This is a genomic window from Marinobacter shengliensis (assembly GCF_030297115.1).
Taxonomy (GTDB): Bacteria; Pseudomonadota; Gammaproteobacteria; order Pseudomonadales; family Oleiphilaceae; genus Marinobacter; species Marinobacter shengliensis.
Genome location: NZ_AP028062.1, coordinates 3,213,565 through 3,235,577, shown reverse-complemented (window position 1 = coordinate 3,235,577; position 22,013 = coordinate 3,213,565). Strand labels below are relative to the sequence as shown.

Annotated in this window: 20 protein-coding genes; 8 read left to right on the top strand and 12 right to left on the bottom strand. The window is 57.7% G+C overall.

Translation table 11 applies throughout. The annotated features are described in order from the left end of the window. Positions 1-15: 15 nt before the first annotated feature. From QUE75_RS14800 to hisI, 8 genes are all read left to right on the top strand, one after another. A complete protein-coding gene (locus QUE75_RS14800) occupies positions 16-474 on the top strand; it encodes a DUF4112 domain-containing protein (protein ID WP_106694878.1) in 459 nt (152 codons plus the stop codon). Between the two features lie 127 nt (positions 475-601). Further along, positions 602-2,341, top strand: a complete 1,740-nt coding sequence (locus QUE75_RS14795; RefSeq protein ID WP_286251334.1) for an N-acyl-D-amino-acid deacylase family protein — start codon at positions 602-604, stop codon at positions 2,339-2,341. Positions 2,342-2,587: 246 nt separating this feature from the next. Then, entirely contained in the window at positions 2,588-3,502 is a 915-nt protein-coding gene (folE2, locus tag QUE75_RS14790; RefSeq protein ID WP_286251332.1) for a GTP cyclohydrolase FolE2, read from the top strand. Next, positions 3,502-4,926, top strand: a complete 1,425-nt coding sequence (gene cysS / locus QUE75_RS14785) for a cysteine--tRNA ligase (RefSeq protein WP_286251330.1) — start codon at positions 3,502-3,504, stop codon at positions 4,924-4,926. The genes folE2 and cysS overlap by 1 nt, the downstream gene beginning before the upstream one ends. A 57-nt stretch (positions 4,927-4,983) precedes the next feature. Beyond that, positions 4,984-6,102 (top strand): NAD(P)/FAD-dependent oxidoreductase, encoded by a 1,119-nt coding sequence (locus QUE75_RS14780; protein ID WP_286251328.1) that lies wholly within the window; start codon positions 4,984-4,986, stop codon positions 6,100-6,102. A gap of 35 nt (positions 6,103-6,137) precedes the next feature. Continuing rightward, the gene (locus QUE75_RS14775) at positions 6,138-7,115 is read left to right on the top strand and encodes an arsenic resistance protein (protein ID WP_286251326.1); all 978 of its coding nucleotides are present in this window, start codon (positions 6,138-6,140) and stop codon (positions 7,113-7,115) included. A gap of 300 nt (positions 7,116-7,415) precedes the next feature. Beyond that, the gene (locus tag QUE75_RS14770; RefSeq protein ID WP_286251324.1) at positions 7,416-8,807 is read left to right on the top strand and encodes a dihydroorotase; all 1,392 of its coding nucleotides are present in this window, start codon (positions 7,416-7,418) and stop codon (positions 8,805-8,807) included. A gap of 30 nt (positions 8,808-8,837) precedes the next feature. Beyond that, on the top strand, positions 8,838-9,353 hold the full coding sequence (gene hisI / locus QUE75_RS14765) for a phosphoribosyl-AMP cyclohydrolase (protein WP_286251322.1): 516 nt from the start codon (positions 8,838-8,840) through the stop codon (positions 9,351-9,353). A gap of 246 nt (positions 9,354-9,599) precedes the next feature. Here the strand turns inward: hisI and QUE75_RS14760 are convergent, their stop codons facing one another. The 12 genes from QUE75_RS14760 to QUE75_RS14705 all read right to left on the bottom strand — a co-directional run bounded on the left by QUE75_RS14760 (position 9,600) and on the right by QUE75_RS14705 (position 22,013). Next, a complete protein-coding gene (locus tag QUE75_RS14760; protein ID WP_286251319.1) occupies positions 9,600-10,442 on the bottom strand; it encodes an energy transducer TonB in 843 nt (280 codons plus the stop codon). Further along, positions 10,439-10,840: an ExbD/TolR family protein gene (locus QUE75_RS14755; protein WP_286251317.1), complete on the bottom strand. Its 402-nt coding sequence runs from the start codon at positions 10,838-10,840 to the stop codon at positions 10,439-10,441. Before QUE75_RS14755 ends, QUE75_RS14760 begins: the two co-directional genes overlap by 4 nt. After that, the gene (locus QUE75_RS14750) at positions 10,840-11,274 is read right to left on the bottom strand and encodes an ExbD/TolR family protein (RefSeq protein ID WP_286251315.1); all 435 of its coding nucleotides are present in this window, start codon (positions 11,272-11,274) and stop codon (positions 10,840-10,842) included. Before QUE75_RS14750 ends, QUE75_RS14755 begins: the two co-directional genes overlap by 1 nt. Next, on the bottom strand, positions 11,258-12,172 hold the full coding sequence (locus QUE75_RS14745) for a MotA/TolQ/ExbB proton channel family protein (RefSeq protein WP_286251312.1): 915 nt from the start codon (positions 12,170-12,172) through the stop codon (positions 11,258-11,260). The genes QUE75_RS14750 and QUE75_RS14745 overlap by 17 nt, the downstream gene beginning before the upstream one ends. Before the next feature lie 57 nt (positions 12,173-12,229). Then, positions 12,230-12,601, bottom strand: coding sequence for a DUF6746 family protein (locus tag QUE75_RS14740; protein ID WP_286251311.1), 372 nt, complete (start codon positions 12,599-12,601; stop codon positions 12,230-12,232). 11 nt (positions 12,602-12,612) lie between these two features. Beyond that, positions 12,613-12,945 carry a DUF3325 domain-containing protein gene (locus tag QUE75_RS14735; RefSeq protein ID WP_286251309.1) on the bottom strand — a complete coding sequence of 111 codons (333 nt, stop codon included), beginning with the start codon at positions 12,943-12,945 and terminating at the stop codon, positions 12,613-12,615. Next, positions 12,942-14,555 (bottom strand): PepSY-associated TM helix domain-containing protein, encoded by a 1,614-nt coding sequence (locus tag QUE75_RS14730; protein ID WP_286251307.1) that lies wholly within the window; start codon positions 14,553-14,555, stop codon positions 12,942-12,944. Before QUE75_RS14730 ends, QUE75_RS14735 begins: the two co-directional genes overlap by 4 nt. A 10-nt stretch (positions 14,556-14,565) precedes the next feature. Next, positions 14,566-14,829, bottom strand: coding sequence for a DUF3649 domain-containing protein (locus QUE75_RS14725; protein WP_286251305.1), 264 nt, complete (start codon positions 14,827-14,829; stop codon positions 14,566-14,568). Positions 14,830-14,876: 47 nt separating this feature from the next. After that, positions 14,877-15,656 carry a hypothetical protein gene (locus tag QUE75_RS14720; RefSeq protein ID WP_286251303.1) on the bottom strand — a complete coding sequence of 260 codons (780 nt, stop codon included), beginning with the start codon at positions 15,654-15,656 and terminating at the stop codon, positions 14,877-14,879. Positions 15,657-15,755: 99 nt separating this feature from the next. Then, positions 15,756-18,152, bottom strand: coding sequence for a TonB-dependent siderophore receptor (locus QUE75_RS14715; protein WP_286251301.1), 2,397 nt, complete (start codon positions 18,150-18,152; stop codon positions 15,756-15,758). A gap of 322 nt (positions 18,153-18,474) precedes the next feature. After that, the gene (locus QUE75_RS14710) at positions 18,475-20,916 is read right to left on the bottom strand and encodes a TonB-dependent siderophore receptor (RefSeq protein WP_286251299.1); all 2,442 of its coding nucleotides are present in this window, start codon (positions 20,914-20,916) and stop codon (positions 18,475-18,477) included. A gap of 95 nt (positions 20,917-21,011) precedes the next feature. Further along, positions 21,012-22,013: a FecR domain-containing protein gene (locus QUE75_RS14705; protein ID WP_286251297.1), complete on the bottom strand. Its 1,002-nt coding sequence runs from the start codon at positions 22,011-22,013 to the stop codon at positions 21,012-21,014.

Genomic DNA, 22,013 nt, shown 5'->3' with positions numbered 1-22,013 from the left:
GCGTTTGGAGCGAGCATGGCGAAGCAACCCACTGAAGCCCAGCAGCGGGCTACGTTGAAGCGGCTGGATAAGTTCAGCCGTTTGATGGACAGCAGCATTGGCATTCCCTTTACCCGCTTCAAGTTTGGCGTCGAAGCCATTATTGGGCTGGTGCCGGTGGTGGGAGACTTCGTAGGCTTGGTGTTGTCGAGTTATGTCCTGATCGAAGCGCATCGGGTTGGCGCAAGCAAAGCCGTAAAGCGACGCATGCGGCGCAATATGATTATCGATTTTTTGGGCGGCCTGTTACCCGTGGTTGGCGACGCCTTTGATGCCATCTACAAAGCCAATACCCGCAACACTGGATTGCTCAGAACGTACCTGGAGCAACAGTTGGCTGTTGAGCCAACACCACCGCCATTCCCCTGGAAGACGCTGATAGGGTTGTCGATTCTGCTTGCGCTGTTTACCGGCGGATTAACGTTGATACTCTGAGACCTGTTTTGCGGCGATAATCGTCCGCTCTTGAGCTATCCTGATTAGTCTCAGGCCAGACACTGCATCGCATTTGATTCTGGCCAATGCCCTGACAATAACAAGACCAGTGAAAGGGAACACCGCTATGGCTCACTACGACTTCATTATTGAAGGTGGCCGCTATTTCGATGGCACCGGCGCCCCGTCTTCCATCCGCACTCTGGCGATCAAGGATGGCCGAGTTGCCAAGGTCACTGATGAGGCCATCGATCATGCTGAGGCTGACCGTGTGATTGATGCCTCGGGCAAATGGGTGACGCCGGGGTTTCTGGATACTCACACCCATTACGATGCTGAGCTGCTGGTTAGCCCCAGCCTGTCGGAATCCGTGCGCCATGGTGTAACCACAGTGCTGGTGGGCAGTTGTTCCCTGAGCATGATCTGCAGTGAGTATGAGGACGCTTCCGACATTTTCACCCGGGTGGAAACCGTGCCCCGGGAGCGGGTGTTGCCGATTCTGAAGGAACACAAAACCTGGTCTACCCCCAAACAATGGGTGGAGCATGTCAAACAGGTGCCGTTGGGGCCAAACGTGATCAGTTTTCTGGGGCACAGTGACCTGCGGGTGGGTGTCATGGGCCTGAGCCGGGCCACCGATCTGGCGATTCAGCCCACCGAGGACGAAATGCAAACCATGGAACGATTGCTGAAAGAGGCCCTGGATGAAGGCTTCCTGGGGCTCTCCACCATGTGCCTGAAATGGGACAAGGTGGACGGCGACCGGGAGTGGTCCAAGAGCCTGCCCAGCACATACGCTAAATGGAAAGAGGTAGCGCGCCTGAACAGGCTGGTGCGCCAGTATAACCGTGTGCATCAGGGGGCGCCGAATGCCGCCACGCCGCTACAGATTCTGCAGTACGTGCGCGAATGCCTGGGTTGGTTGCGACGGCCCCTGAAGACGACACTGATCAGCCAGATGGATCTTAAGGGCAGTGCCTACCTCACCAACCTGACCCGCCTGACCTCGGTATTTACCAATGCGTTACGGGGGGATTTCCGCTGGCAGGTGTTGCCCACGCCGTTCACGGTGTATGCCGACGGCATTGATGTGGTGTTTTTTGAGGAGTTCGGTGCTGGCGAAATGGCCCTTGACCTGAAAGATGCGGTTGAGCGCAACGAGCTCCTGAAAGACGAGGCGTATCGGCGTAAGTTCCGTAAGTTCTATGGCGAAAAACTGAGCCCGAGGGTGTGGCAGCGCGACTTTGGTGACGCCATGATCATCGACTGCCCGGACCAATCCCTGATCGGAAAGAACTTCGAGGAAGTGGCCAAGGCCCGGGGCGTCCACGTGGTGGACCTGTTCCTGGACCTGGTCGTGGAGTTCGGCAAGAAAATTCGCTGGTATACCACCGTGGGTAACCACCGGAAACAGGTACTCAAGCGGATCGTCAAAGACCCCCGCTCGCTCATTACCTTCAGCGACGCCGGCGCTCATATCCGCAATATGGCGTTCTACAACCTGCCGCTACGCATGTTGAAATTGGTGCATGAATCCATTGATGAAGGCGATCCGATCATGACCATGGAGCAGGCCGTTCACCGCCTGACCGGAGACCAGGCCGACTGGTTTGGCATCGACGCCGGGAAAATCCGGGAGGGAGACAGGGCCGACGTGGTGGTGCTGGACCCGTCAGGATTTAACCAGAACCTGGAGCAGGTGCACTGGGGTGACATGGAGAATTTCGACCTTCAACGCCTGGTTAACCGCAACCCCGGAATCGTGAAAACCGTACTGATCAACGGCAAGCTGGCAGTGGATGACGAACAGCTGGCTCCCGCATTAGGGCGGGAGATGGGGTATGGAAGGTTTATCCCGGCCAGGTGAAATGCCCTCGCTATGGCGAGGTCTGGGTTCAATGTTGACAGAAGCAGGGCAGGTCAGGGATACGCTGGTACCTGACAACCTGCGGGTTCTCATAGCTAATGATATGTTATAACATAACATTTAAAGCGTCATCTTGGTGTGCTTGCGGCCGGCGCAACTTCGATATCCACAGTTGATCAAAAAGCTAATGAGCGGCCCCGAGCAATGCCGAGAGCGGGTGTAAACCTAAATAGACACAGGCTTAGCATGAACAAAGAATTGCCAGATGTTGCCAGCAATGAAGCCCCGCAAATCCGTGCACCGTTGGAGTGGGTCGGGATGAGCCGGATTGATATACCCATCCATCTGTCCGAACCGGGTTGCCCGGGGCCAGTTCATGCCGTTGTGGATGCCCAGGTCAACTTGCCCGCAGTGACGGTTAAAGGCATTCACATGTCCCGTATCTACCGAATGCTTGATGAAATGTCGAGCCAGGAGGCAATAGCGCCCGGGCATTTACGAAAACTACTGGAACAGATGGTCGATAGCCACCACGACTGCTACACCGATGGCGCAAGAGTGGTTCTGGATTTCAGCCTGCTTGCCCGGCGGGCGGCGCTGCGGTCACCGGAACTGGCGGGGTGGAAGGCCTATCCAGTGCAGCTTGAGGCAAAGTTGGACCAAAAGTCGTTCTCGTTAAGAGCGTCGGTTCAGGTGGAATATTCCTCCACTTGCCCCTGTTCCGCAGCCTTGTCCCGTCAGTTGGTGGCCGATGGTTTCAGGAAGAGTTTCCCTGAGAGTGCCGGGCTGATGAGCGAGGATGTGGCCGTCTGGCTGGAACAGAACGCCACGCTGGCCACACCCCACAGCCAGCGCAGCGAGGCACGTGTGAGTGTCGATATTCCCGAATCTGCCGGTGATTTCGGCCTGATGAGGCTCATTGATCAGGTGGAGGCGGTTCTGGCAACACCTGTCCAGACCGCCGTTAAACGAGCGGATGAGCAAGCGTTTGCATGGCTTAATGGCCAGAACCTGATGTATGTGGAGGATGCAGCCCGGCGAATCCAGAGCGCGCTTACCAGCTCTTATGACAATCTCCAGACTCATGTGCGGCACCTGGAAAGTCTCCATTCCCATGATGCCGTGGCGTCTGCCAGTGGGGATTTTCAGGGAGTTATCTGATGGGCTCTGACAGTATCCAGCTCTACAACACGCTTGCTGGCCGCAAAGAGCCACTGAGCACGGAGCTTCCCGGGCGGGTGACCATGTATGTATGTGGGCCAACGGTCTACAACTTTGCCCACATTGGTAATGCGCGACCGGCGGTTATCTTTGATGTGCTGGCCAGACTGCTGCGCCATGACTACGCCTGTGTACTCTATGCGCGCAATTTCACCGATGTGGATGACAAGATCAATGCCGCTGCAGCGGCAGAAGGTGTTGGCATTGACGCCATTACGAATCGGTATATCCAGGCATACCACGAGGATCTGGCAGCCCTCGGCGTTGAATCCCCGGATCTGGAACCCCGTGTCACTGAGCATATTTCGGAGATTGTAAAGCTGATTCAGGCGCTCATTGCACGTGGCCATGCATACGAAGCAGCTGGCCATGTGCTGTTCCACGTGCCGTCCTATTCCGCCTATGGCGCTCTGTCCAAACGCAAACCGGAAGACATGCTCGCTGGTGCCCGTGTTGAAGTCGCGCCCTACAAGCGCAGCCCGCTGGATTTCGTGCTCTGGAAACCGTCAACAGAAGACCAGCCCGGCTGGGCAAGCCCTTGGGGCCGCGGACGGCCAGGTTGGCACGTGGAATGCTCAGCCATGATTGGCAAGCATCTGGGCAAGACCATAGACATCCATGGCGGTGGGCAGGATTTGATCTTTCCCCATCACGAGAACGAAATCGCGCAGGGAACCTGTGCCAATGGAGCCCTTTATTGCCGTACCTGGGTTCACAACTCCTTTGTGACCGTGGACGGGCAAAAGATGTCCAAGTCCCAGGGCAATGTGATGCTGGTCCGGGACCTGCTCGCGGAGGCTCCCGGCGAGGCCATCCGGCTGGCACTCCTGTCTACCCATTACCGTAATCCCCTCGATTGGAATGACCGGCGCCTGAGCCAGTCGCGGGCAACATTGACCCGCTGGTACACAAGCCTTGCACGCACGGAAGGCGAGGCGCACGCAGACTGGTCAGAGACAGAACCGGACGGCGAAGTGCTGGAGGCCCTGAGGGATGACCTCAACGTCTCCCGCGCGCTGAAACGTCTGCACGAGCTCTGTCATCTGCTGGAACAGGCCGGCACAGCGGAGAAGGTACAGCAAATGGCGCGGCGCCTCCGCGCATCCGCAGGGCTGCTTGGCCTGCTCCAGCAGCCCGTCCAGACAGCCTTAACTGCGTTGTGCGGGAAGAGCGTCGAACCCGGAACAAGACGAATGCCGACAGAACAGGTTGAAGCGCTGGTGCGCCAGCGTCAGGAGGCCCGTCGCCAACGCGACTTCGCACGTGCGGATGCACTGAGGGAGGAACTGGAGCTGGCGAGGGTAGTGATAGAGGACACCCCGCAGGGACCGCGCTGGCGCAGGGCCAGTGAGGTCATGACATGAAGACTGAAAGTACCTGCTCGCCCAGCTTATCCCGCACTACTATCCAGGGAGGAACCCATGGAAAGTCTTGACGTATTAATCGTCGGTGCGGGGCCTGCCGGTATTGGCATGGCCCTCGCGCTGAGCAAGGTGCCAGGCCTCGCCTACGGGGTGGTCGAAAGTGATCGTATCGGTGAGTCCTTCCGGCGCTGGCCCGAGCAGACCCGGCTGATCACTCCCTCCTTTAACAGCAACCCCTTTGGTCTGGCCGATCTGAACGCAGTTGATGAAAACAGTTCCCCCGCCATTTTTGCCGGCGCAGAGCATCTGAATGGTCCCCAGTACGCGGATTACCTCAGTGCCGTTGCAGAGACCTACGATCTGCCCATCGCCTGCGGCTGCAAAGTGTTGGATGTCAGCGTTGACCCGGAAGGCGGGTTCCAACTGGCAACGGAAAAGGGTGAGCTGCATGCCCGGTTCCTGATCTGGGCAACCGGCGAATACCAGTTTCCGGATCTGGATCCGTTCCCCGGCGCCCGGGCCTGCCTGCACTATGCCCGGGTTGAGGACTGGAACGCCCTGGAAGGGAACCACCATACCGTCATTGGCGGTTACGAAAGCGGAGTGGATGCTGCCGTGAACCTTATAAGGTTGGGTCATCACGTTCGCCTGCTGGCGCGTCGGCCCACCTGGGACCTGCCCGACACCAACGACCCCAGCCAGGTTCTCTCGCCCTATACCCGGGAGCGTTTGCGGGAGTTTGAGCAAACCGGGCGACTGGAGATTGTCTTTGGTGCAAACGTGGTGGAGCTCTCGGAGACAGACGCTGGCGGGTACCGTATCCACGCCGCCGATGGGCGGCACTGGGATTGCGATACCCGCCCTGTGCTTGGTACAGGCTTCATCGGCGGCGGTGGCGCCCGTCAGATTGAAGATCTCTGGGAATGGGACGATGGGAAGGTCCTGTTGACTCCGCAGGACGAGTCTACCTGCACTCCGGGCCTGTTCCTTGTCGGGCCTCAGGTTTGTCATGAACAGCGTATTTATTGCTTTATCTACAAGTTCCGCCAGCGCTTCGGCCTGATTGCCATCGAACTGGCCCAACGCCTGGAGCTGGATGATTTCGGGCTAATGTCTCCGGGCGGAGCTTGGGGGCCTTTCGGAAACGACGAATGCTGCGAAGGGTGCGAATGCTGACGGAACGATCACCCGGGGGGCTGCCCGGGACGTTTATGACTTCATCTTTGCTGGTGGCAGGCATTGTCACCGGGGGGTTGCTGGGCTCTTTCGCCCCGGCTGTCGGACAGGAGCTGGGCAATTACCTGGACTACACGCTACTCGCACTGATCACGCTGCTGTTCTTTGGTGTGCGTTTTGGCGCCCTGGTGCAGGTGCTGGGCAATGTTCGTTTTCTTGCCATCGCCCTGGTGGCCAACTTTGTGCTGATTCCCCTGATTGGCTACGGCGTGGCATCGCTTTTCCTCGCCCCACACCCGCTGTTCATGGTCGGCCTGATCATTTACTTCATGGCCCCCTGTACAGACTGGTTTCTGGGCTTCACCCGGCTGGTCGGCGGCAATGTACCCCTGGGCACAGCGCTGATTCCGATCAATATTCTGGTGCAGCTGCTGTTGTACCCACTGTACCTGCAGTTGTTTACGCATAACCTGGTGCACATCGATACGAGCGTCATCGGCAGCACCCTGCTGCAATGGTTCCTGTTGCCGCTGGTGATAGCACGGATCGCGCACCAGGCCTTACGCCTGGTCATGAGCACCCATCACTTTGAGGTCATACTGTGCCAGACGGACCGGGTCACACCCTGGATCATCGCGATGCTGGTGCTGCAGATCTTCGCTGGTAACGTTGGCGTGCTTCTGGAACATCTCGCTGTTTTCGTCTGGGTACTGCTGGCTGTCTTTATTTTCTTCGTGCTCACCTATTTTCTCGGTGAGGGGATCAGCCGACTGTGCCGTCTCCACTACCCGGAGCACGCACTACTGACCATGACCACAGCGGCACGCAACGCTCCTTTGATGCTGGCCGTCACCATGACAGCCCTGCCCGGCGAGCCGCTGGTTTATGCGGCACTTGTGATCGGCATGTTGGTGGAATTTCCCCACCTGACGGCCTTGCGGCACCTGTTATTGGGTGCCCGGGATCGATTTTCACGCCATGGCAGGGCAGGCTCCGTTGCAGCTAATTCATAAGGAACGTCCGGATGATTCGCAAGAACCCTCGCGGCGACCTGCCGCAGCTTCAACGGTGAAAGGATCAACAAACAGCTTAAGTAGCAGGAGGCATCATGCAGCAAGCTAGCGTTCCCCAGTCCTATGAAGAATGGCGACATTGCATCACCGTGATCTGTAATCAACCTCTCACGGAGGCGTACATCGAAAAACGAATACAGGCACTGAATTCGGCTACCGATCACATGACGCTCAAATTCGTCCAACTGTATGGCGAAGCGCAACGCGTGAGGACACTTGAGTGGTTCGAGAGGGCGAAAAGTGAACTCTGAAGTAGCGGAGAAGTTTGGTGGTGGAACAATCGAGCATGCCAGTCTGCTGGTTGTCGGCGGCACCGTTTTGACCCCGAATGGTGCCGAGCGTATCGATTTGGCTTGCCAGGGTGGTCGCATTGTCGCGCTCGGTGCACTAAAAGGTCACTGGACCGCCGATACGACCATTGATGCGACCGGGTTGCATGTTCTGCCTGGGGTGATCGACAGTCAGGTTCACTTTCGTGAGCCAGGTTTAACCCATAAGGAAGATCTTGAAGCTGGAACCCGGGGCGCAGTACTGGGTGGTGTGACGGGTGTCTTCGAGATGCCGAACACCAACCCCTTGACGCTCTGGCAGGCGGATCTCCAGGCCAAGCTGGATGCGGCCAAGGGCCGGGCCTGGTGCGACTATGCCTTTTATATTGGCGGTTCCGGAGTCAATGCGGAGCAGCTACAGAGCCTGGAGAGTCTGCCAGGTTGTGCCGGCGTGAAAGTCTTCATGGGCAGCTCATTCGGCGACCTGCTGGCAGACGATGACACGGTGCTGCGGCAAATTGTACGCCACGGGTGCCGGCGCATGTCAGTGCACGCCGAAGATGAGGGCCGTTTGAAAGAGCGCAGGTCGATTGTCGAAGCGAGCGGAGACGTTTGCCAGCACCCGGAATGGAGGGATGTGGACAGCGCACTCCTCGCCACGCAACGGATCGTGACCATGGCTGAAGACACAGGCCGCCGGCTCCATGTTTTACACGTTTCCACGGCCGAGGAAATGCAGTACCTGGCCCGCCACAAACGCTGCGTGACGGTGGAAGTAACGCCCCATCATCTGACCATGGCGGCCCCCGAGTGTTACCAGCGACTGGGGAGTCTCGCGCAAATGAACCCGCCTGTCCGGGAACAGCGACATCAGGACGCTTTGTGGGAGGCTATTCGCAAGGGCGTTGTGGATGTTATTGGCAGTGACCACGCGCCCCATACCCTGACGGAGAAAGCAAAACCCTATCCGCAATCGCCCAGTGGCATGACCGGCGTACAGACGCTTTTGCCGGTGATGCTGGATCACGTCCATGCCGGGCGCCTCAGCCTGCAACGCCTGGTGGACCTGACCAGTGCAGGCCCGGCGCGCATCTTCGGGATCGAGGGTAAGGGGCGCATTGCCCTTGGCTACGACGCTGACCTGACATTGGTTGACCTTGCCGCCCGGCGCACCATCACAAATGACTGGATTGCCAGTCGCAGTAGCTGGACTCCCTACGATGGCAAAGTCGTTACCGGTTGGCCCGTTCACACCGTTGTGCGTGGACAAGTGGTCGTACGGGATGAAGCCTTGGTCGGCGCTCCCGAAGGCCAAGCCATCCGCTTTCTGGAAACGCCCGATACAAAAAACGTCACCGTTTGAATTGCCACAACCATTGAGAGTGAAAATATCATGAAAGAAACGTCTGACCAGTCTCAGCCCGCCGGGCCGGATGCCGTTAGCTTTGCCCCCAGAAACTCCATTGAGCAGGTGGAGGAGCAGACAGAACTGGCCCCCAAATTCGATGATGATGGACTGATTACCTGTGTGACCACCGATGCCGACAGCGGCGAGGTCCTGATGCTGGGCTATATGAACACCGAGGCGCTGGAGAAAACCATTATTACCGGCGAGGCCCATTACTGGAGCCGCAGCCGGCAAGTACTCTGGCACAAGGGAGCAACCAGCGGGCTAGTCCAGCAGGTTGTCGAGATGCGGATTGACGACGATCAGGACGCGGTGTGGCTGCGGGTCAACGTGGCCGGCTCCGGGGCCAGCTGTCATGTTGGTTACCGCTCATGCTTTTACCGGCAGGTGCCTGTGGGGGCTGACAGGGCAAATGGCGAGGCCTTAGTGTTTGTTGAGCAGGACAAAACCTTTGATCCCGCTGATGTCTATGGCGATGCGCCCAATCCGACCAAGCTTTGAGTAGCGGATGCTGAGAGTTTGGCCATGTCAGTGCATTGTTCGCTGTATCTGTGCCAATCGAGCCAGACAGTTCCCGTTCTGGGCCATACAGCAGGCTTCCTCACTGTGGAACTGGAGGCAGGCTGAAAGGCTGGGAGTCAATGCCCGTTGCCTCCAGTGCTCCCCGGGGCAGTTCAAGCATGCGATGAGCGCTGCGGTTTACGCTTTGGGCTAACCATGGCTAACGCTACGTTAAATCCTGTTCATTCAACGCAGGAAGAACTGCACCGGCACCACTAATTCCAGCGTGCTGTTATCCATGGTATCCGGCATGGCCGGCAGCGGTTGCGCACGTTCGATCATCTTTTGCACCTCTTCATCCAATGCCACATGACCGGAGCTTTGCTCGATGCGGTAATCCTGCACACGGCCTTCCCGGTCCACCACAAAGTACAGTAACACCGTGCCCTGCTGACGGCGCATTCGCGCCCGGCGCGGATATTCCTTGTGCTGCTCCAGCCAGGCCAGCAGGGTGGCGGCGTAGTCGTGGGTATCGCCGGGCAGGCCGCCGCCGGCGGTATTGTCGCCACTGCCGGTGTTGTTCTGCTCGGTGCTACCGCTTTTTCCCGCCGCGCCAGTTGTGCTGGCTTGCGGTGGTGGAGTGTCCTCTTTGACCAGGGGTGTTTCAGGTTTTGGCTCAGGCCGGGCTTCCGTTACCGGCTTTTTCACTGGTTCGACTTTTTTGATCGGCTCAATGGGTTTGTCGGGGCGGGGCAGCGGTGTTTTCTCACGTACAGGGGTGGGCTCCTGAACCGGTTCGGGGTCAGGTTCGGGCTCCACAGATTCCGGTTCCGGTGCATTGACAGGCTCGGGTGTATCTTCGCCCTGCTGTTCCTCGGGACCGCCAGCGGCGCTGCCAGCCGGGCCCAATGCGATTTCCACGCCGCCAGTGCCCGCGGCTTTGGCCTGGCCCCTGGGTTCAGTGGGCGGCACCCAGAAGGCCAGCGTCGCCCCGGCCAGATGCATTAGCGCGGCCACTGATAGGGCCAGTAACCAGCCGCCCTTGCCGGGCGTCAGTGACGGTTCTCGTCTAGCGGATGGCGCTTTCATGCTTCCGACTCCGTGAGCAGGCGCAGTTTCTTGACGCCTGCCTCATAGAGTGATTGGGTAAAGCCCACCAGGGCATTGCCCGGCAGATTGCCGTCGGCCTTCAAGGTGATGGGGGTTTGTGGCTGCGCCTGCATGATGGTGTCGATCCGCGCCAGCAGTTGTGCCCGGGTCAGCGGTTCATTATCCAGGGCAAACCGACCATCGGTGCCCATCAGTATGACCAGGCTGTCCGGCTCGTGCTGGCCCTGGCTGGTTGAGCTGGGTGGAACCACGTCAAAGGGTTCGGTGACGCTCAGGCTGCCGGAAATCATAAAAAAGATCAGCAACAGGAACACCACATTGATCAGCGGTAAAATACGCTCTTCGGTCTGGTCCGGTCGACGGTCGGGGAAGTGCATTACTGTTCTGCCTCCTGCCACTGCGGGTCTTCCACCAGCTTCAGGGACTGTACCCCCGCCTCGTTCAAGGCATCCATGACCGCCACCACCGCCTGTACGCGGGTGTCGGCCAGCGGCTGCAAGCTGACAGGCTGTTCCGCCGGCTGGCGCGCCCGGGCCTGGTCAATCAGCCGCCCAAGGGCGATGGTTTCACCGTTGAGCCGCAGTGAGTCTGCGCCAATCTGCACCACAAAGGGTGTTTGTTCGGAGGGCGCGGGTTCACCGGCGGCGCTGGTGTCCAGCGACAGGCTGCGCCAGTCCATAAAGCTGGAGGCGAGCATAAAAAACACAAGCAGAATAAACACCACATCAATCAGCGGAGTCAGGCTGATGGGGGATTTTCGCCGCCGCGACAGGCTAGCCAGTTTTTCCGGCGGACTAAAGGGCGCTTGCATTAGCCATTGGCTCACGAGTTTGTGCTTTCGAGCTGCGCGCCCCTTCAGGCACGGCAATGGCGTTCGTTTGCTCTACCTCATGGCGCTCAGCCGCAGCGGATAAGTCCTCGGTAAACACCTGGGTCACCAGGTTGTCCATTTCATGAGCCAAGTGATCCACGCGCCGCTCCAGCCAATTGAGCAGTGCCACCACCGGAATGGCCACACACAGGCCCACGGCCGTGGTCAGCAGGGCTTCCCAGATGCCGCCAGAGAGAATGGCCGGGTTCACCTTGTTACCGGCGGCCTCCAGTTGCTGGAAAGCGGAAATCATCCCCAGCACCGTGCCCAGCAAACCCAGCAGCGGCGCCAGCGAGCCGATCACTTCCAGGGGTCTCAGGCCCCGGCGCAGCTGAAATAACGCATCACTGCCATAGCGCAGCACTTCTTCACGCACCGCCACTTCCGGCAATTGCCGCCGCTGGCCGCGAATGGCCCGAGCCAGCGTCTGGGCGGTGGGGTTGGCGCTGGCGTCAGCGGTGTTCAGGGCGCCTTCCACCTTGCCTTGTTGCCAGAGTGCCAGCGCCCGTTGCGCCGGTTTGCGCTGCCACAACCGGGCACGCTGAAACTGGAACAGCTTTACCAGCACCACGGTAAGTGCCACCACGGACATCATCAGCAGCAACGCCACCACCGGCCCGCCGGTGTCCAATAAGGCCAGGGCGTCATTTAACCAGGCAGTGGCGGGCTCAACCATGGTATCGGGTGCGTTATCCAGAGTTTCGCTGCCGGGCTCGGCTTGGGCCGACAAGTCGGCACTTTCCGCCATTTCGCCAGGCGTTTTGTTCAGCATCGCCTCGCCGTCTACAGCCTGATCGGCTGGGATGTCTTGCGAAGTTTGCAGGCTTTCATCAGTCATGGTTTTACACCCAAAAAAATGACAGGAAACGACTGACGTCGCTTCCTGAAGGTGCCATCAGTGTGTCAGTGGCGCAGTACCTTCCAGGTAGGCCTTTCCACTGCGTTTTACCGTCTCGGCATCGGCGCTTTCAGACGCAAGGTGCACCTCTTCCAGCAGCGCTGCGACGCGATCCTTTTCTTCGCCCAGTTTCTCCAGCGCCTGCTCCAGGGTGTAGGTCAATTGGTGAACGTCATTAAGGTCCTCCGGGTTGAGGGATTCCTTCTCGACAAGGGCCGCCAGTTTCGGATTGTATTCGGCCAGATTGTCGAGCGCGGCTTCCAGGGTTGGCGAAGGTTTGGCCTCAAAATGGTCTGGGCGCTCGTCGGCCAGAGCGGGTGCTGCAAGAGCGAAAGCCCCTACGAGTGCGAACGTTGTCATCAGTTTCATCTTTATCTCCACTATTTCTGGTTTTCGTTTGTTTCAATGCGGCCCCTTAACCCCAGCCCAAGAAGCGGGGCACACCATCCCGGGCGGTAGCTCAGTATCAGAACGACCAGCAGCACCGCGAAAGACAGTGCGCCTAGCCAATGCACCAGGCCCACTGACCAGCCATATTGCCAAAGGCAACCCGCAAGACCGGCACTGAGACCGACGAATCCAAGGGTACGCAAGGTGATGCGCGTGATCCGGTTCGGCGCTTTGCCCGCAACCTGCTTGTAGTGACGGTTCATGGCCAGCGCCAACATGGTGAAACTCACACCACACAGGATCAGTATCAGCACGTTCATCATCCGTGGGCGCTCCGAGGGGCGGCGACCTGCTGATCTCTTAGCGCTTTCTCGGCCTGCAGCGGTGACTGCTTTGCGCTTTTCGCATGAAGGCCCTTGGCCAGTGCGGCAAATCCCAATCCCAGGGCCAATACCGCAAGGTCAAAACCCGCCATGACCCAGTCCCCTGCGAACAGACTATTGCCAAGGTGCCGGTCGGTGGTCAGCGCGTTTAGCAGTGGCAGCAAGGCAAAGGCCCCAGCGGCCAGCCAGGCCTGCTCCTGCCAAGCACGGTGGGTCGGGCGTAACACGGCATGCAAAAACATCGTCAGCCAGACCAGAAATAGGCTATGCACCTCCCAGTCCGCCCGGTTAGTCATGTCCAATGGCAACAGCCGATTGGCCCAGAAATAGGCGGCGATGGCCACGGGCAGACCGATGATGGTGGCGACATTCAGATTTTCGACCAGCCTAAGCCCGAGGTGTGGCGTTTGCTGTGCCTTCTCGACACGCTGGCGGCGCTTGACTGACCACAGCACCAGGCCGGTGGCGATCATCCCCGCACCCAGCAGACCCGAGAGGACATACAAGGCACGCAGCAGCGGCCCGGCGAAAAGCCCTTCGTGCAGGCCGAGCATCAGGTCGCGGAAACCCTTGGCATTCGAATGCAGCGCAGGTTGCTCAGCCAGCAGCTCACCGCTCACACCATCGAACACGAGGACGTCCGCTGCATTCAAGGGGCCGGCAGCATTGTTGCCACGCATGATAATGCGGGCGTTGGCATTATTCGGATGGTGGATATCCAGCGAAGCTATTGGCGCATTGCCCCATAGATGCTGTGCTTCAGCAATTAAAGTATCAATCGCTACCAGCGGGGCTGATTCACTATTGGCTTCGACTAGAGCGGGCGGAGTAAAAACATCATCAATAAATGCCTGGCCACCGTCGGATTCTGATCCGTACCATGCAACTACGATGAGCGGCATATAAATAAACATCATGAAGATCAGCCCCGACCAAGTGATCATCAACTGGAAGGGTAAACTGACCACGCTCAATACATTGTGTGCATCCAGCCAAGAACGCTGGCCTTTGCCCGGGCGAAAGGTGAAAAAATCTTTAAAGATCTTCTTGTGCACGATCACCCCAGTGATCAATGCCACGAACATAAACATAGTAGAGACACCTACAATCCAGTCCGATATCGAACGCGGCAGGTAGTGCATACGCCAATGCATCTGGTAGAGCGTTTGGCCGCCAGCCGTATCACGGGCGGCCAGTGCCATGCCGGTTGCCAGGTCGAGCTGTAGGTTGCCCGTCGTTTCTATACCTTCACCCCGGGCCCCGTTCCAGAAAACCCGTGGATAGGGGGTGTTGCGATCCAGTGGCAGACCAATAAACCAGCGCTGAGCCTGGGGTGCATGCTCAGAAAGGTAATCCGTGGCGATTTTGAGGGTCTGCTCTGAAGGCGATGCGTAATCGGCCACCGGTGCCTCCGGCATCATCCAGCGGTCAATCTCTGTGTCCAGATAGCCAGCAGTGCCGGTGACAAACATAAAGTACAGCACCCAAGCCAGCAGCAGCCCCACCCAGGTGTGCAGCCAGGCCATGGATTGGCGGAAAAAGTCTTTCATGGCTTGCCCCTCACAGCACTGCCCAACCCAGCGCACTACTCAGCAGCGCAGGTATCAGCAAGCCCGCCCAGGCCCGAGTAGCACTGCGAGCGGCAAAGCACCAGAGAATGGCGGCCACATGCACCAGAAAGCTCAGTTGTATGGCTGCAAGTGCCCCTTCACTCGGCGGCACCGCCAGCAACGCCAACAACGCCACAGGCAGCGCATGTGCCAGCGCATAGCCGCCGAGCACGGCCGCCCCCGTCCGCGACGCTACACTTAAGCGAAACGCCATGGTTTTATCTGATCGCAGCCAACGGCTCACTTTCAACGCGATAGGGCTCATTGCGCACGGGTGCCGGATTCGTACGGCGGGCTCACTGGCAATGGCGGCAGCGCATCCAGTCCCTGCACCTGTTTAAAGGTCAACGTGGTTCCGAAGCCCCGGCGGTCATGTTCGATCTTCTCGCTTGTGCCATCGGCCAGCACGCAATCGCGTTCGCCCTTCATATCGACCGTATGATGGGTCGAGACGATGTAGATCCCTTTCCAGGGCAAGGGCGGGAAGGCCACGACGCCCTCGGCATCGGTGCGCCGATCCATGCCCCACCCCGATTCATTGGCCAATCGCACCGTGTGGTTTGCCAGGGGCGCACCCAGCAAGACAACCTTGAATGCGCCTGGTTCGCCCGTGGGCACAATATCCAGCTCCAGCTGTGTGGGCGCAGTCACCCTGGCATCGGCAACAAAGCGGCTGGCCATGGTCCAGTGAGTACCAACCCCGTCGCGCTCGTAGACCGGCCCGTTGTCGAAAACGGCAACAATTGCTTCACCCCCTTCAAGGGCCTTGTCCAGCTTCAACGCGAGGCGATCCCGCATCGGAGCGACATTCAGGGCGGTCGCATTGCCGGCCGTGCCGAGTCGCTGGGCTCGTGGTTGAACAATGTCGTCCAACCGGCCCGGTGATAGTTCGCGCAGGTTTCGATCGAGATAGCCGTAATGCAGGGCTGCGCCACCATCCGCAGGCTCGATCCAGATCTGGTGCGCTTGAGTCGCGGTCGTGAGGATAAGCGCGCAAGAAAGCAATAAGCCTCGCAGGCTCGATTTCAATTCAATTCTCATGAGACTCTCCAATAAATTGAGCGCTTTGAGTGTTAGTAATGCGCCCTTCAAGTGATTCCTAAGTACGTTCCAGTCGAACGAAGACGAGAAATGGTGCGGCTAGAACTGTCCCTCGAACGTCAACATCCAGGATCTGGGCTGCCCCCAATACTGACGGCCATAGCCGGAATCGATGGCATTGGCGTAGTACTTTTCGTCTAGTAGGTTGGAGCCGTTGAGCGCCATTTTCACGGAAGGGGTCAACTGATAGCTGACAAACGCGCCGACCAGTGTGCGCGCCTCTTGTGTCATGCCCCACTGTCCATAGGCCTTGCTACTGGCATCAATACTGATCCCTGTGCGCCAGCGGGTTCCGGTCGGCTGGAAACTTCCCGCCAGTTTGCCAATATGCACCGATTCATCGTTGTCATCTTTTTTGTATCGGGTAAAACCGACCATCAGCTGAACTTCGTCAGTAATGTGCCCCGATAACCCAAGATCAACACCTTCGGTCGTTGTCTTGCCTTTAGCGGCGTAACACCACCCACCACAAATGTTATCTTCGTCATAGGGCTGCAGAAGCTCGGCTTCATTATCTTTTTGGATTCTGAACAGAACAGCGGAAGCATTCAGTTTGCCGTTAAAAAATTCGCCTTTGACGCCTAGCTCGTGACTAGCCCCAACCTCTGGTTCCAGGGTGTTGCCGTCCGTCCCTCGCGCCGATTGCGGATTGAAAATCTCTGCATAGGAGGCATAGGCTGATGCCCAATCATTCAGCTCGTAGATTACTCCCGCATAGGGAGTGAACACCTCATTCTCTTCCCGGACCGTGTCGCCAAACTCATAGCGATACCAGCTTATTCGCGTGCCCATAACTGAACTGATCCGGTCGGTGAAATAAAAGTGTCCAGCCATATACCCACCGTATTGTTCTGTCACCAGATCATTGATCTGGGAATCCAGGGTGAGTTGCGGGCGGGGCACACTGGTTTGCGGGTCAAAATCGTACAGATTGGTGTCATAATCTGTTCCGGTACCTCGCCTGCCGTTCCAGACTCTTTCCGTCCAGTTTCCACCTAGAACGAGCTCGTGACTGCGGCCAAACATCGTCACTGAGCCGCTGGAGAAGACCTCCAGATCATGACTGGTTTCCTTGTTAAATTGGCCCCAGCGGGAGAAGGTGGCATCGCCGGTAGTGGAGTCAAAACTGTCGAGCGTACCAAACAGCCAATCTGCCTCGGATGTCAAAGCGGATCCTTGTACGGTCAATTGCCAGTTGGCAGAAAGCACCTGCTGCAAGCGTGCTTTGTAGGTAGTCGAATACTTATTCCATTGGTTCCAGGCCGGTGCCAGAAACGTTGAGCGACTCCAATCCATATCGAGACCATCATTGTCCGTGGGCAAACCGCTCCGGTCAGTAACGTTGTCGTAAATGTCCTGATTCTGAACGCTCAACGTCAGAAGAGTGCTGTCCGTTAAGTCGCTTTCGACGACGGCATAGAACACTTTCTTCCTTTCTTTCGCGTAATCCCGGAACGACTCTTCACTCTGGTCTACTGCCACCGCGCGTCCGCGCACAGTCCCTTCCTCACTGAGAGGACCCGAAACATCGGCCACCATCCGTAGCGCGTTCCACGATCCGGCAGAGATGGAAGCACTTCCCCGGAAGTCCTCCGTCGGACGCTTGAATACCATATTGATGACGCCACCGGGTTGCCCCGCTCCATTCATCAGCCCGGCGGCACCTAGTAACACTTCGGTCCGGTCGATCAAGGCGCTGTCCGGTCCGGCAACGACACCACCATCAATACCAGAGCTTGAGGGTAGACCGTCGTATTGGATCGACATGGCATAGCCTCTGGCAGTATATGAACGCCGATCATCATCGGTATGCCCGACAGTGACACCGGGCGCAAGCCGTAGTACATCCTCCATCTCCGTCGTGCCAAAATCTTCAATCATTTGGTGGGTGACGACATTAACGATCTGCGGTGTCTCTCGCGGTGACAGGTTGAGCTTTGTGGCTGTCTTGGTGTTGCTCGTTGTGTAGGAACCCGTGCCCTCTGATCTACCAGTGAGAGCTTCTGCACTTACAGTCATCGCTGGTAGCGTCAGCATCCCATCCTGACGCGCCAACTCAATCGCTACCGAATTCTCCCCAGTAAAGTGCATCCTAAGCCCACTGCCAGCCAACAGCGCGTGTAGTGCCTGTTCGGTCGAATACTGCCCCTGAAGACCCGGGCTGGATTTGCCCTGGGTCAGCTCGGTGGAGACCGACAGGTCGATACCGGCTTCCAGGGCAAAGCGGTTGAGCACCGCATCCAGTGGCCCGCTTTGGATATTGAACAGGCGCTGCTGGCCAGCTTGTGCGGCGGGCTGCGCGCCATCCCCAGTTTGTGCCAGTGCCGGCGCGGGGACGGCAGCGCCCAGGGTGGCGGCGATGGCCAGGGAAAGCAGGGTGCACGGCTCGGTGCGGTGGCCTGTCGGTCGGGAATGTGTGGACACGGGTGTTGGCATTGATGATCCCCAAGATTGAATCAGTTTTCTCTATTGACTCTTCCGAACGAGATCGCCAAACCCGTAATGCTTTTAAAAAAATATCTGCAGATACCCTCGTGCTGGTAAACCGGACCGTTGTCGAAGGGCAGCACGTCCGCCTCACCATGAGTTGTAGGTCCTGCTGATCGCAGAGCCAGGTGTCTTCTTTTTAGGTTCAGCGTCAGAAAGTTGAAGCCGTCCCCACCTATCAATTCAGAGTAAAACCAGTTTCCTGCGGAACTTCTTGGCGTAATCCTCGAGATAAGATCAATGCACCGTTCTGAACTTTCAGGTCATCGGGTTATAAGGGAATTTCCACGCCCAGCCTGGCTGTTCTCGGGCTACCCTGAGCCAGGGAAGTGCTCCCGCTGGATGTGAGCCAGTAGGCTTCATTGGTGACATTGTCGATGTTCAGGCGAAGTGTGATTGGTCGCCCAGAAACCGAGGTTTCGTACCGGGCACCAAGATCGAATAACGTGACGCCATCAACACTCCATTGCCCCTGAGGGTCAACCGGTCGTTTGCCCACGTATTGAGCGCCGGCATTCAGTGTCAGCGGTATTTCCGTCAAAGTGTGTTCGCCATAGAGCCGAAACTGTTCACGGGCAACCCCCTGAATCTTTTTCCCTTCCAGGCTTGAATCTGTTGTTTTCTCGTTGCGAGCATCCAGCCACAAGGCGCTGGCCATCACGAGACTGCGGTGGCCAATATTGGCCTTGGTGGAGAGTTCGAGACCTTCGAAGCGTGCTTCGCCGTCCTGAGTGAAGACGTTGTTGGCAGTGGTATAGGTCAGACCTTTGCGCAACTGGAATAGGGCGGCGTTGACTGACCAGCGATCAGTATTAAGCTTGACTCCAATTTCTTTTTGATCGCTGACCAGCGGCTCAAAAGTCTCTCCGGTATTCTCAGCCGTTTCTGGCGCTGTTGCCCCCTGTTCCAGGGCCTCGACATAGCTGGCGTAGACCGATAGCCAATCCACGGGCCGATGTACAAGCGCCAGTGTTGGTGTGATTGCCTGCTCATCATAGTCACCGAGCTCGTCTTTAAGCTTGGCGTGGCGCAAACCGGCTACTAGGTCCCACCGTCTACCAATATTAACGGTATCGGAAATAAACCACTCACGGCGCTTGAGGCGTGAGTACTCGTTGATTTTTGCATCGCGCTTGTCTAGACGGGCGAAAGGTTCCGGGAACTCTTCAGGGTTTGAAAGATTGCCCGAACCAAGGTTCACGAATTGATTCTTGGGGCCACTATTGGACGAAACAGTCTCGGTGTGTGATGCGCCGACTACCAGATTGTGATGAACGGGCCCCGTAGTAACGTTTCCATTCAGGAGTATTTGAGTTTGATCACTCTCGAAAAAATTGTTGTAGCTGTATAGAAAGGCTGAATAGTCACCATCTTTGTTGGCGAAAAGGCCTGGCAGGTGAAATAGACGATAGTTCTCTGAGTGGCGATGGGCGAGCTCCAGATTCCAGTCGTCAGTCATGGCCCAGTTCAGATCCGTTCCCCAGACCTGGTGTGTGGAGCCATAGGTTGCCCAGCTCGGTGCCAGCCGTTTGTCGCCGCGGATCGGTTTCAGGGGCTCGGCGGGCTCGAAGTTGCTGGCCTCGCCGTCCGCATTGGGGGTTACAGCCCACTGACCGCCATAGCGAGTATGACTGGACGCCAAAGCATCAACACGCCAAACCAACTCCGGAGTGATATGCCAGTCCAGGGCGATAGACGCCGAACCCCGCCGGGATTCGCCATCACGGATATAGGTATCGCCGGACTCGTGCACAGCATTGATGCGATAGCCGAACTGATCTTTATCACCTAGGCGCCCCCCAAGGTCGCCGTGAACCAGCGCCAGCCCGCTATCCATTGCCTGGACATTGATGGTGCGAACCGGGATGTCCGTGGGGCGTTTGAGAACGTAATTGATAATGCCGCCAGGAGCACCGAAGCCATACAGAAACCCGCCCGCACCCTTAAGAATGTCGATGCGCTCTATATGCTCAAGAGGAAGGTCCTTTGCACGGCTACGCAGGTTCATGCCATCAAGTTTCTGCCCGGTATCGAAATCCGGTGAGATACCGCGGATAGCGAGCGTATTGTTCTCCGCCACCAAGTCGCCGGACGATAGGCTGACAGAGGCATCTAACTTGGTGGCGTCGGAAATGGACCGGGCCTGGAGGTTATCCATCAGTTCTCGGGAATAGATTTCAATGCTGTAAGGAGTGTTCTGCAGAGACTTATCGCCGAGTATGCCGACATTCGCGCTTTCAACCCTATAGGCTTCAGTCGCAGTACCAGTGCGTTCTGCTGCGGCGCTCACATTAATCGGCGCTAGCTGTAATGGATTACCTCCCGGTTGCCTCGCCAACAACGTCACCCTGTTCTCGCCCGCGAAACGGTAACTGAGGCCGCTACCAGCCAGAAGGGTGCGCAGGGCCTGCTCCACTGAATACTGGCCCAGCAACCCTGGGCTGGTTTTGCCCCGGGTCAGATCTGTGGAAACGGAAAGGTCAACTCCCGCCGCCAGGGCAAACTGGTTGAGCACCGCATCAAGTCGGCCGCCTTCGATGTCGTATTGGCGCTGTTCGCCGGTCTGTTCGGTGGCTGCCCCAGGATCGCCCGTTTGGGCCGGTGTTGGCGTGGGCGCGGCGACGCCCAGGGCGGCGATGGCCAGGGAAAGCAGGATGTGTGGCTGGGTACGGCGACTTGTCAGTCGTGAATGTACAGGTACAGTTGTTGGCATTGATGATCCCCAAGGTTGAATCAATGTTCTCTATTGACTCTTCCGAACGAGAATGCCAAACCCGTAAATACTGTTTAACGTTTTGTATTTCGGCTTCACCGAGCGGGGACAACCTTTACCCAGTAATCGGTCCGGTAGCTGAGCGCCACCGGTAGGCTGGCGGCCAAGCTTTGCAGGGCTCGGTCTGTATCCTGAAGGGAAAAGACGCCGCTGATGGTGAGGTCGGCCACCGCATCGTCGTATAAGGTAAAGCCTGGCCGGTAGCGGGCAAGTTCTTCGACGAAGTCCGCCACGCGCATTCCTTGGGCAACTAGTTTTCCTCGCTGCCAGTTAAAAGGGTTGGCCAATAGAGGTTGGGGGTGAGCAGCTCTGTCTCGACTGAAGTGGGATTGCTGGCCAGCACTCACCCTTTGAACCTTTTCGCTTATACCCGGATGGGCTTCCACAACACCTTCGAGTACAGCAATATGAATGTGGTCGTTGTGTTGCCGAACGGCAAACTCAGTGCCCAAGGCTACAACATCGCCAATTTTGGTTTGCACCTCGAAGTGGCGGCGGGGTGTTTCGTGACCAGTTTTAAGCAGTATTTCCCCTTGGTGTAAACGAATGCTCCGTTGCCGCTCTGAGAATGTCACATCCACCGCACTATCGGTGTTCAAAGTCAACCTTGTGCCGTCTTCCAGTTGAACGGTCCGAATCTCACCGACGCCAGTGCGATACTGCGCTAGCATGACGCGGCCCATGGACGTGTGGGGTAAACTAAACGCGGTGACTGATACGCCCACACCCGCCAGAGCCAAGGTTTTGAGGAATCGACGGCGTGATGTAACCGCCTGATGGGCTTTTTCTATTACCGAACTCAACCCGCCGCTTTGTGGCAGGTTGGTGAACTTGCCAGATACCTGGCACATACGTTGCCAGGCCTGTTCATGCTCGGGATGTTGGTCACGCCAGCGCTGGCAATTGAGTTTGTCTTGCTCGCAGACGTCATCGGCCATCAGGCGTGCCATCCAACCGGCGGCCTGTTCGATGTGGGTATCACTGCTGTGCCCCGTCTTTACAGCCTTCCGGAGGCTGGCTTTTTCATGCATAGACAT

What these genes read in the sequence shown, in the direction of transcription:
- QUE75_RS14800 (WP_106694878.1), top strand. Translation starts at nt 16, where the DNA reads ATGGCGAAGCAACCCACTGAAGCCCAGCAGCGGGCTACGTTGAAGCGG.
- QUE75_RS14795 (WP_286251334.1), top strand. Translation starts at nt 602, where the DNA reads ATGGCTCACTACGACTTCATTATTGAAGGTGGCCGCTATTTCGATGGC.
- folE2 (WP_286251332.1), top strand. Translation starts at nt 2,588, where the DNA reads ATGAACAAAGAATTGCCAGATGTTGCCAGCAATGAAGCCCCGCAAATC.
- cysS (WP_286251330.1), top strand. Translation starts at nt 3,502, where the DNA reads ATGGGCTCTGACAGTATCCAGCTCTACAACACGCTTGCTGGCCGCAAA.
- QUE75_RS14780 (WP_286251328.1), top strand. Translation starts at nt 4,984, where the DNA reads ATGGAAAGTCTTGACGTATTAATCGTCGGTGCGGGGCCTGCCGGTATT.
- QUE75_RS14775 (WP_286251326.1), top strand. Translation starts at nt 6,138, where the DNA reads ATGACTTCATCTTTGCTGGTGGCAGGCATTGTCACCGGGGGGTTGCTG.
- hisI (WP_286251322.1), top strand. Translation starts at nt 8,838, where the DNA reads ATGAAAGAAACGTCTGACCAGTCTCAGCCCGCCGGGCCGGATGCCGTT.
- QUE75_RS14760 (WP_286251319.1), bottom strand. Translation starts at nt 10,442, where the DNA reads ATGAAAGCGCCATCCGCTAGACGAGAACCGTCACTGACGCCCGGCAAG.
- QUE75_RS14755 (WP_286251317.1), bottom strand. Translation starts at nt 10,840, where the DNA reads ATGCACTTCCCCGACCGTCGACCGGACCAGACCGAAGAGCGTATTTTA.
- QUE75_RS14750 (WP_286251315.1), bottom strand. Translation starts at nt 11,274, where the DNA reads ATGCAAGCGCCCTTTAGTCCGCCGGAAAAACTGGCTAGCCTGTCGCGG.
- QUE75_RS14745 (WP_286251312.1), bottom strand. Translation starts at nt 12,172, where the DNA reads ATGACTGATGAAAGCCTGCAAACTTCGCAAGACATCCCAGCCGATCAG.
- QUE75_RS14740 (WP_286251311.1), bottom strand. Translation starts at nt 12,601, where the DNA reads ATGAAACTGATGACAACGTTCGCACTCGTAGGGGCTTTCGCTCTTGCA.
- QUE75_RS14735 (WP_286251309.1), bottom strand. Translation starts at nt 12,945, where the DNA reads ATGATGAACGTGCTGATACTGATCCTGTGTGGTGTGAGTTTCACCATG.
- QUE75_RS14730 (WP_286251307.1), bottom strand. Translation starts at nt 14,555, where the DNA reads ATGAAAGACTTTTTCCGCCAATCCATGGCCTGGCTGCACACCTGGGTG.
- QUE75_RS14725 (WP_286251305.1), bottom strand. Translation starts at nt 14,829, where the DNA reads ATGGCGTTTCGCTTAAGTGTAGCGTCGCGGACGGGGGCGGCCGTGCTC.
- QUE75_RS14720 (WP_286251303.1), bottom strand. Translation starts at nt 15,656, where the DNA reads ATGAGAATTGAATTGAAATCGAGCCTGCGAGGCTTATTGCTTTCTTGC.
- QUE75_RS14715 (WP_286251301.1), bottom strand. Translation starts at nt 18,152, where the DNA reads ATGCCAACACCCGTGTCCACACATTCCCGACCGACAGGCCACCGCACC.
- QUE75_RS14710 (WP_286251299.1), bottom strand. Translation starts at nt 20,916, where the DNA reads ATGCCAACAACTGTACCTGTACATTCACGACTGACAAGTCGCCGTACC.
- QUE75_RS14705 (WP_286251297.1), bottom strand. Translation starts at nt 22,013, where the DNA reads ATGTCTATGCATGAAAAAGCCAGCCTCCGGAAGGCTGTAAAGACGGGG.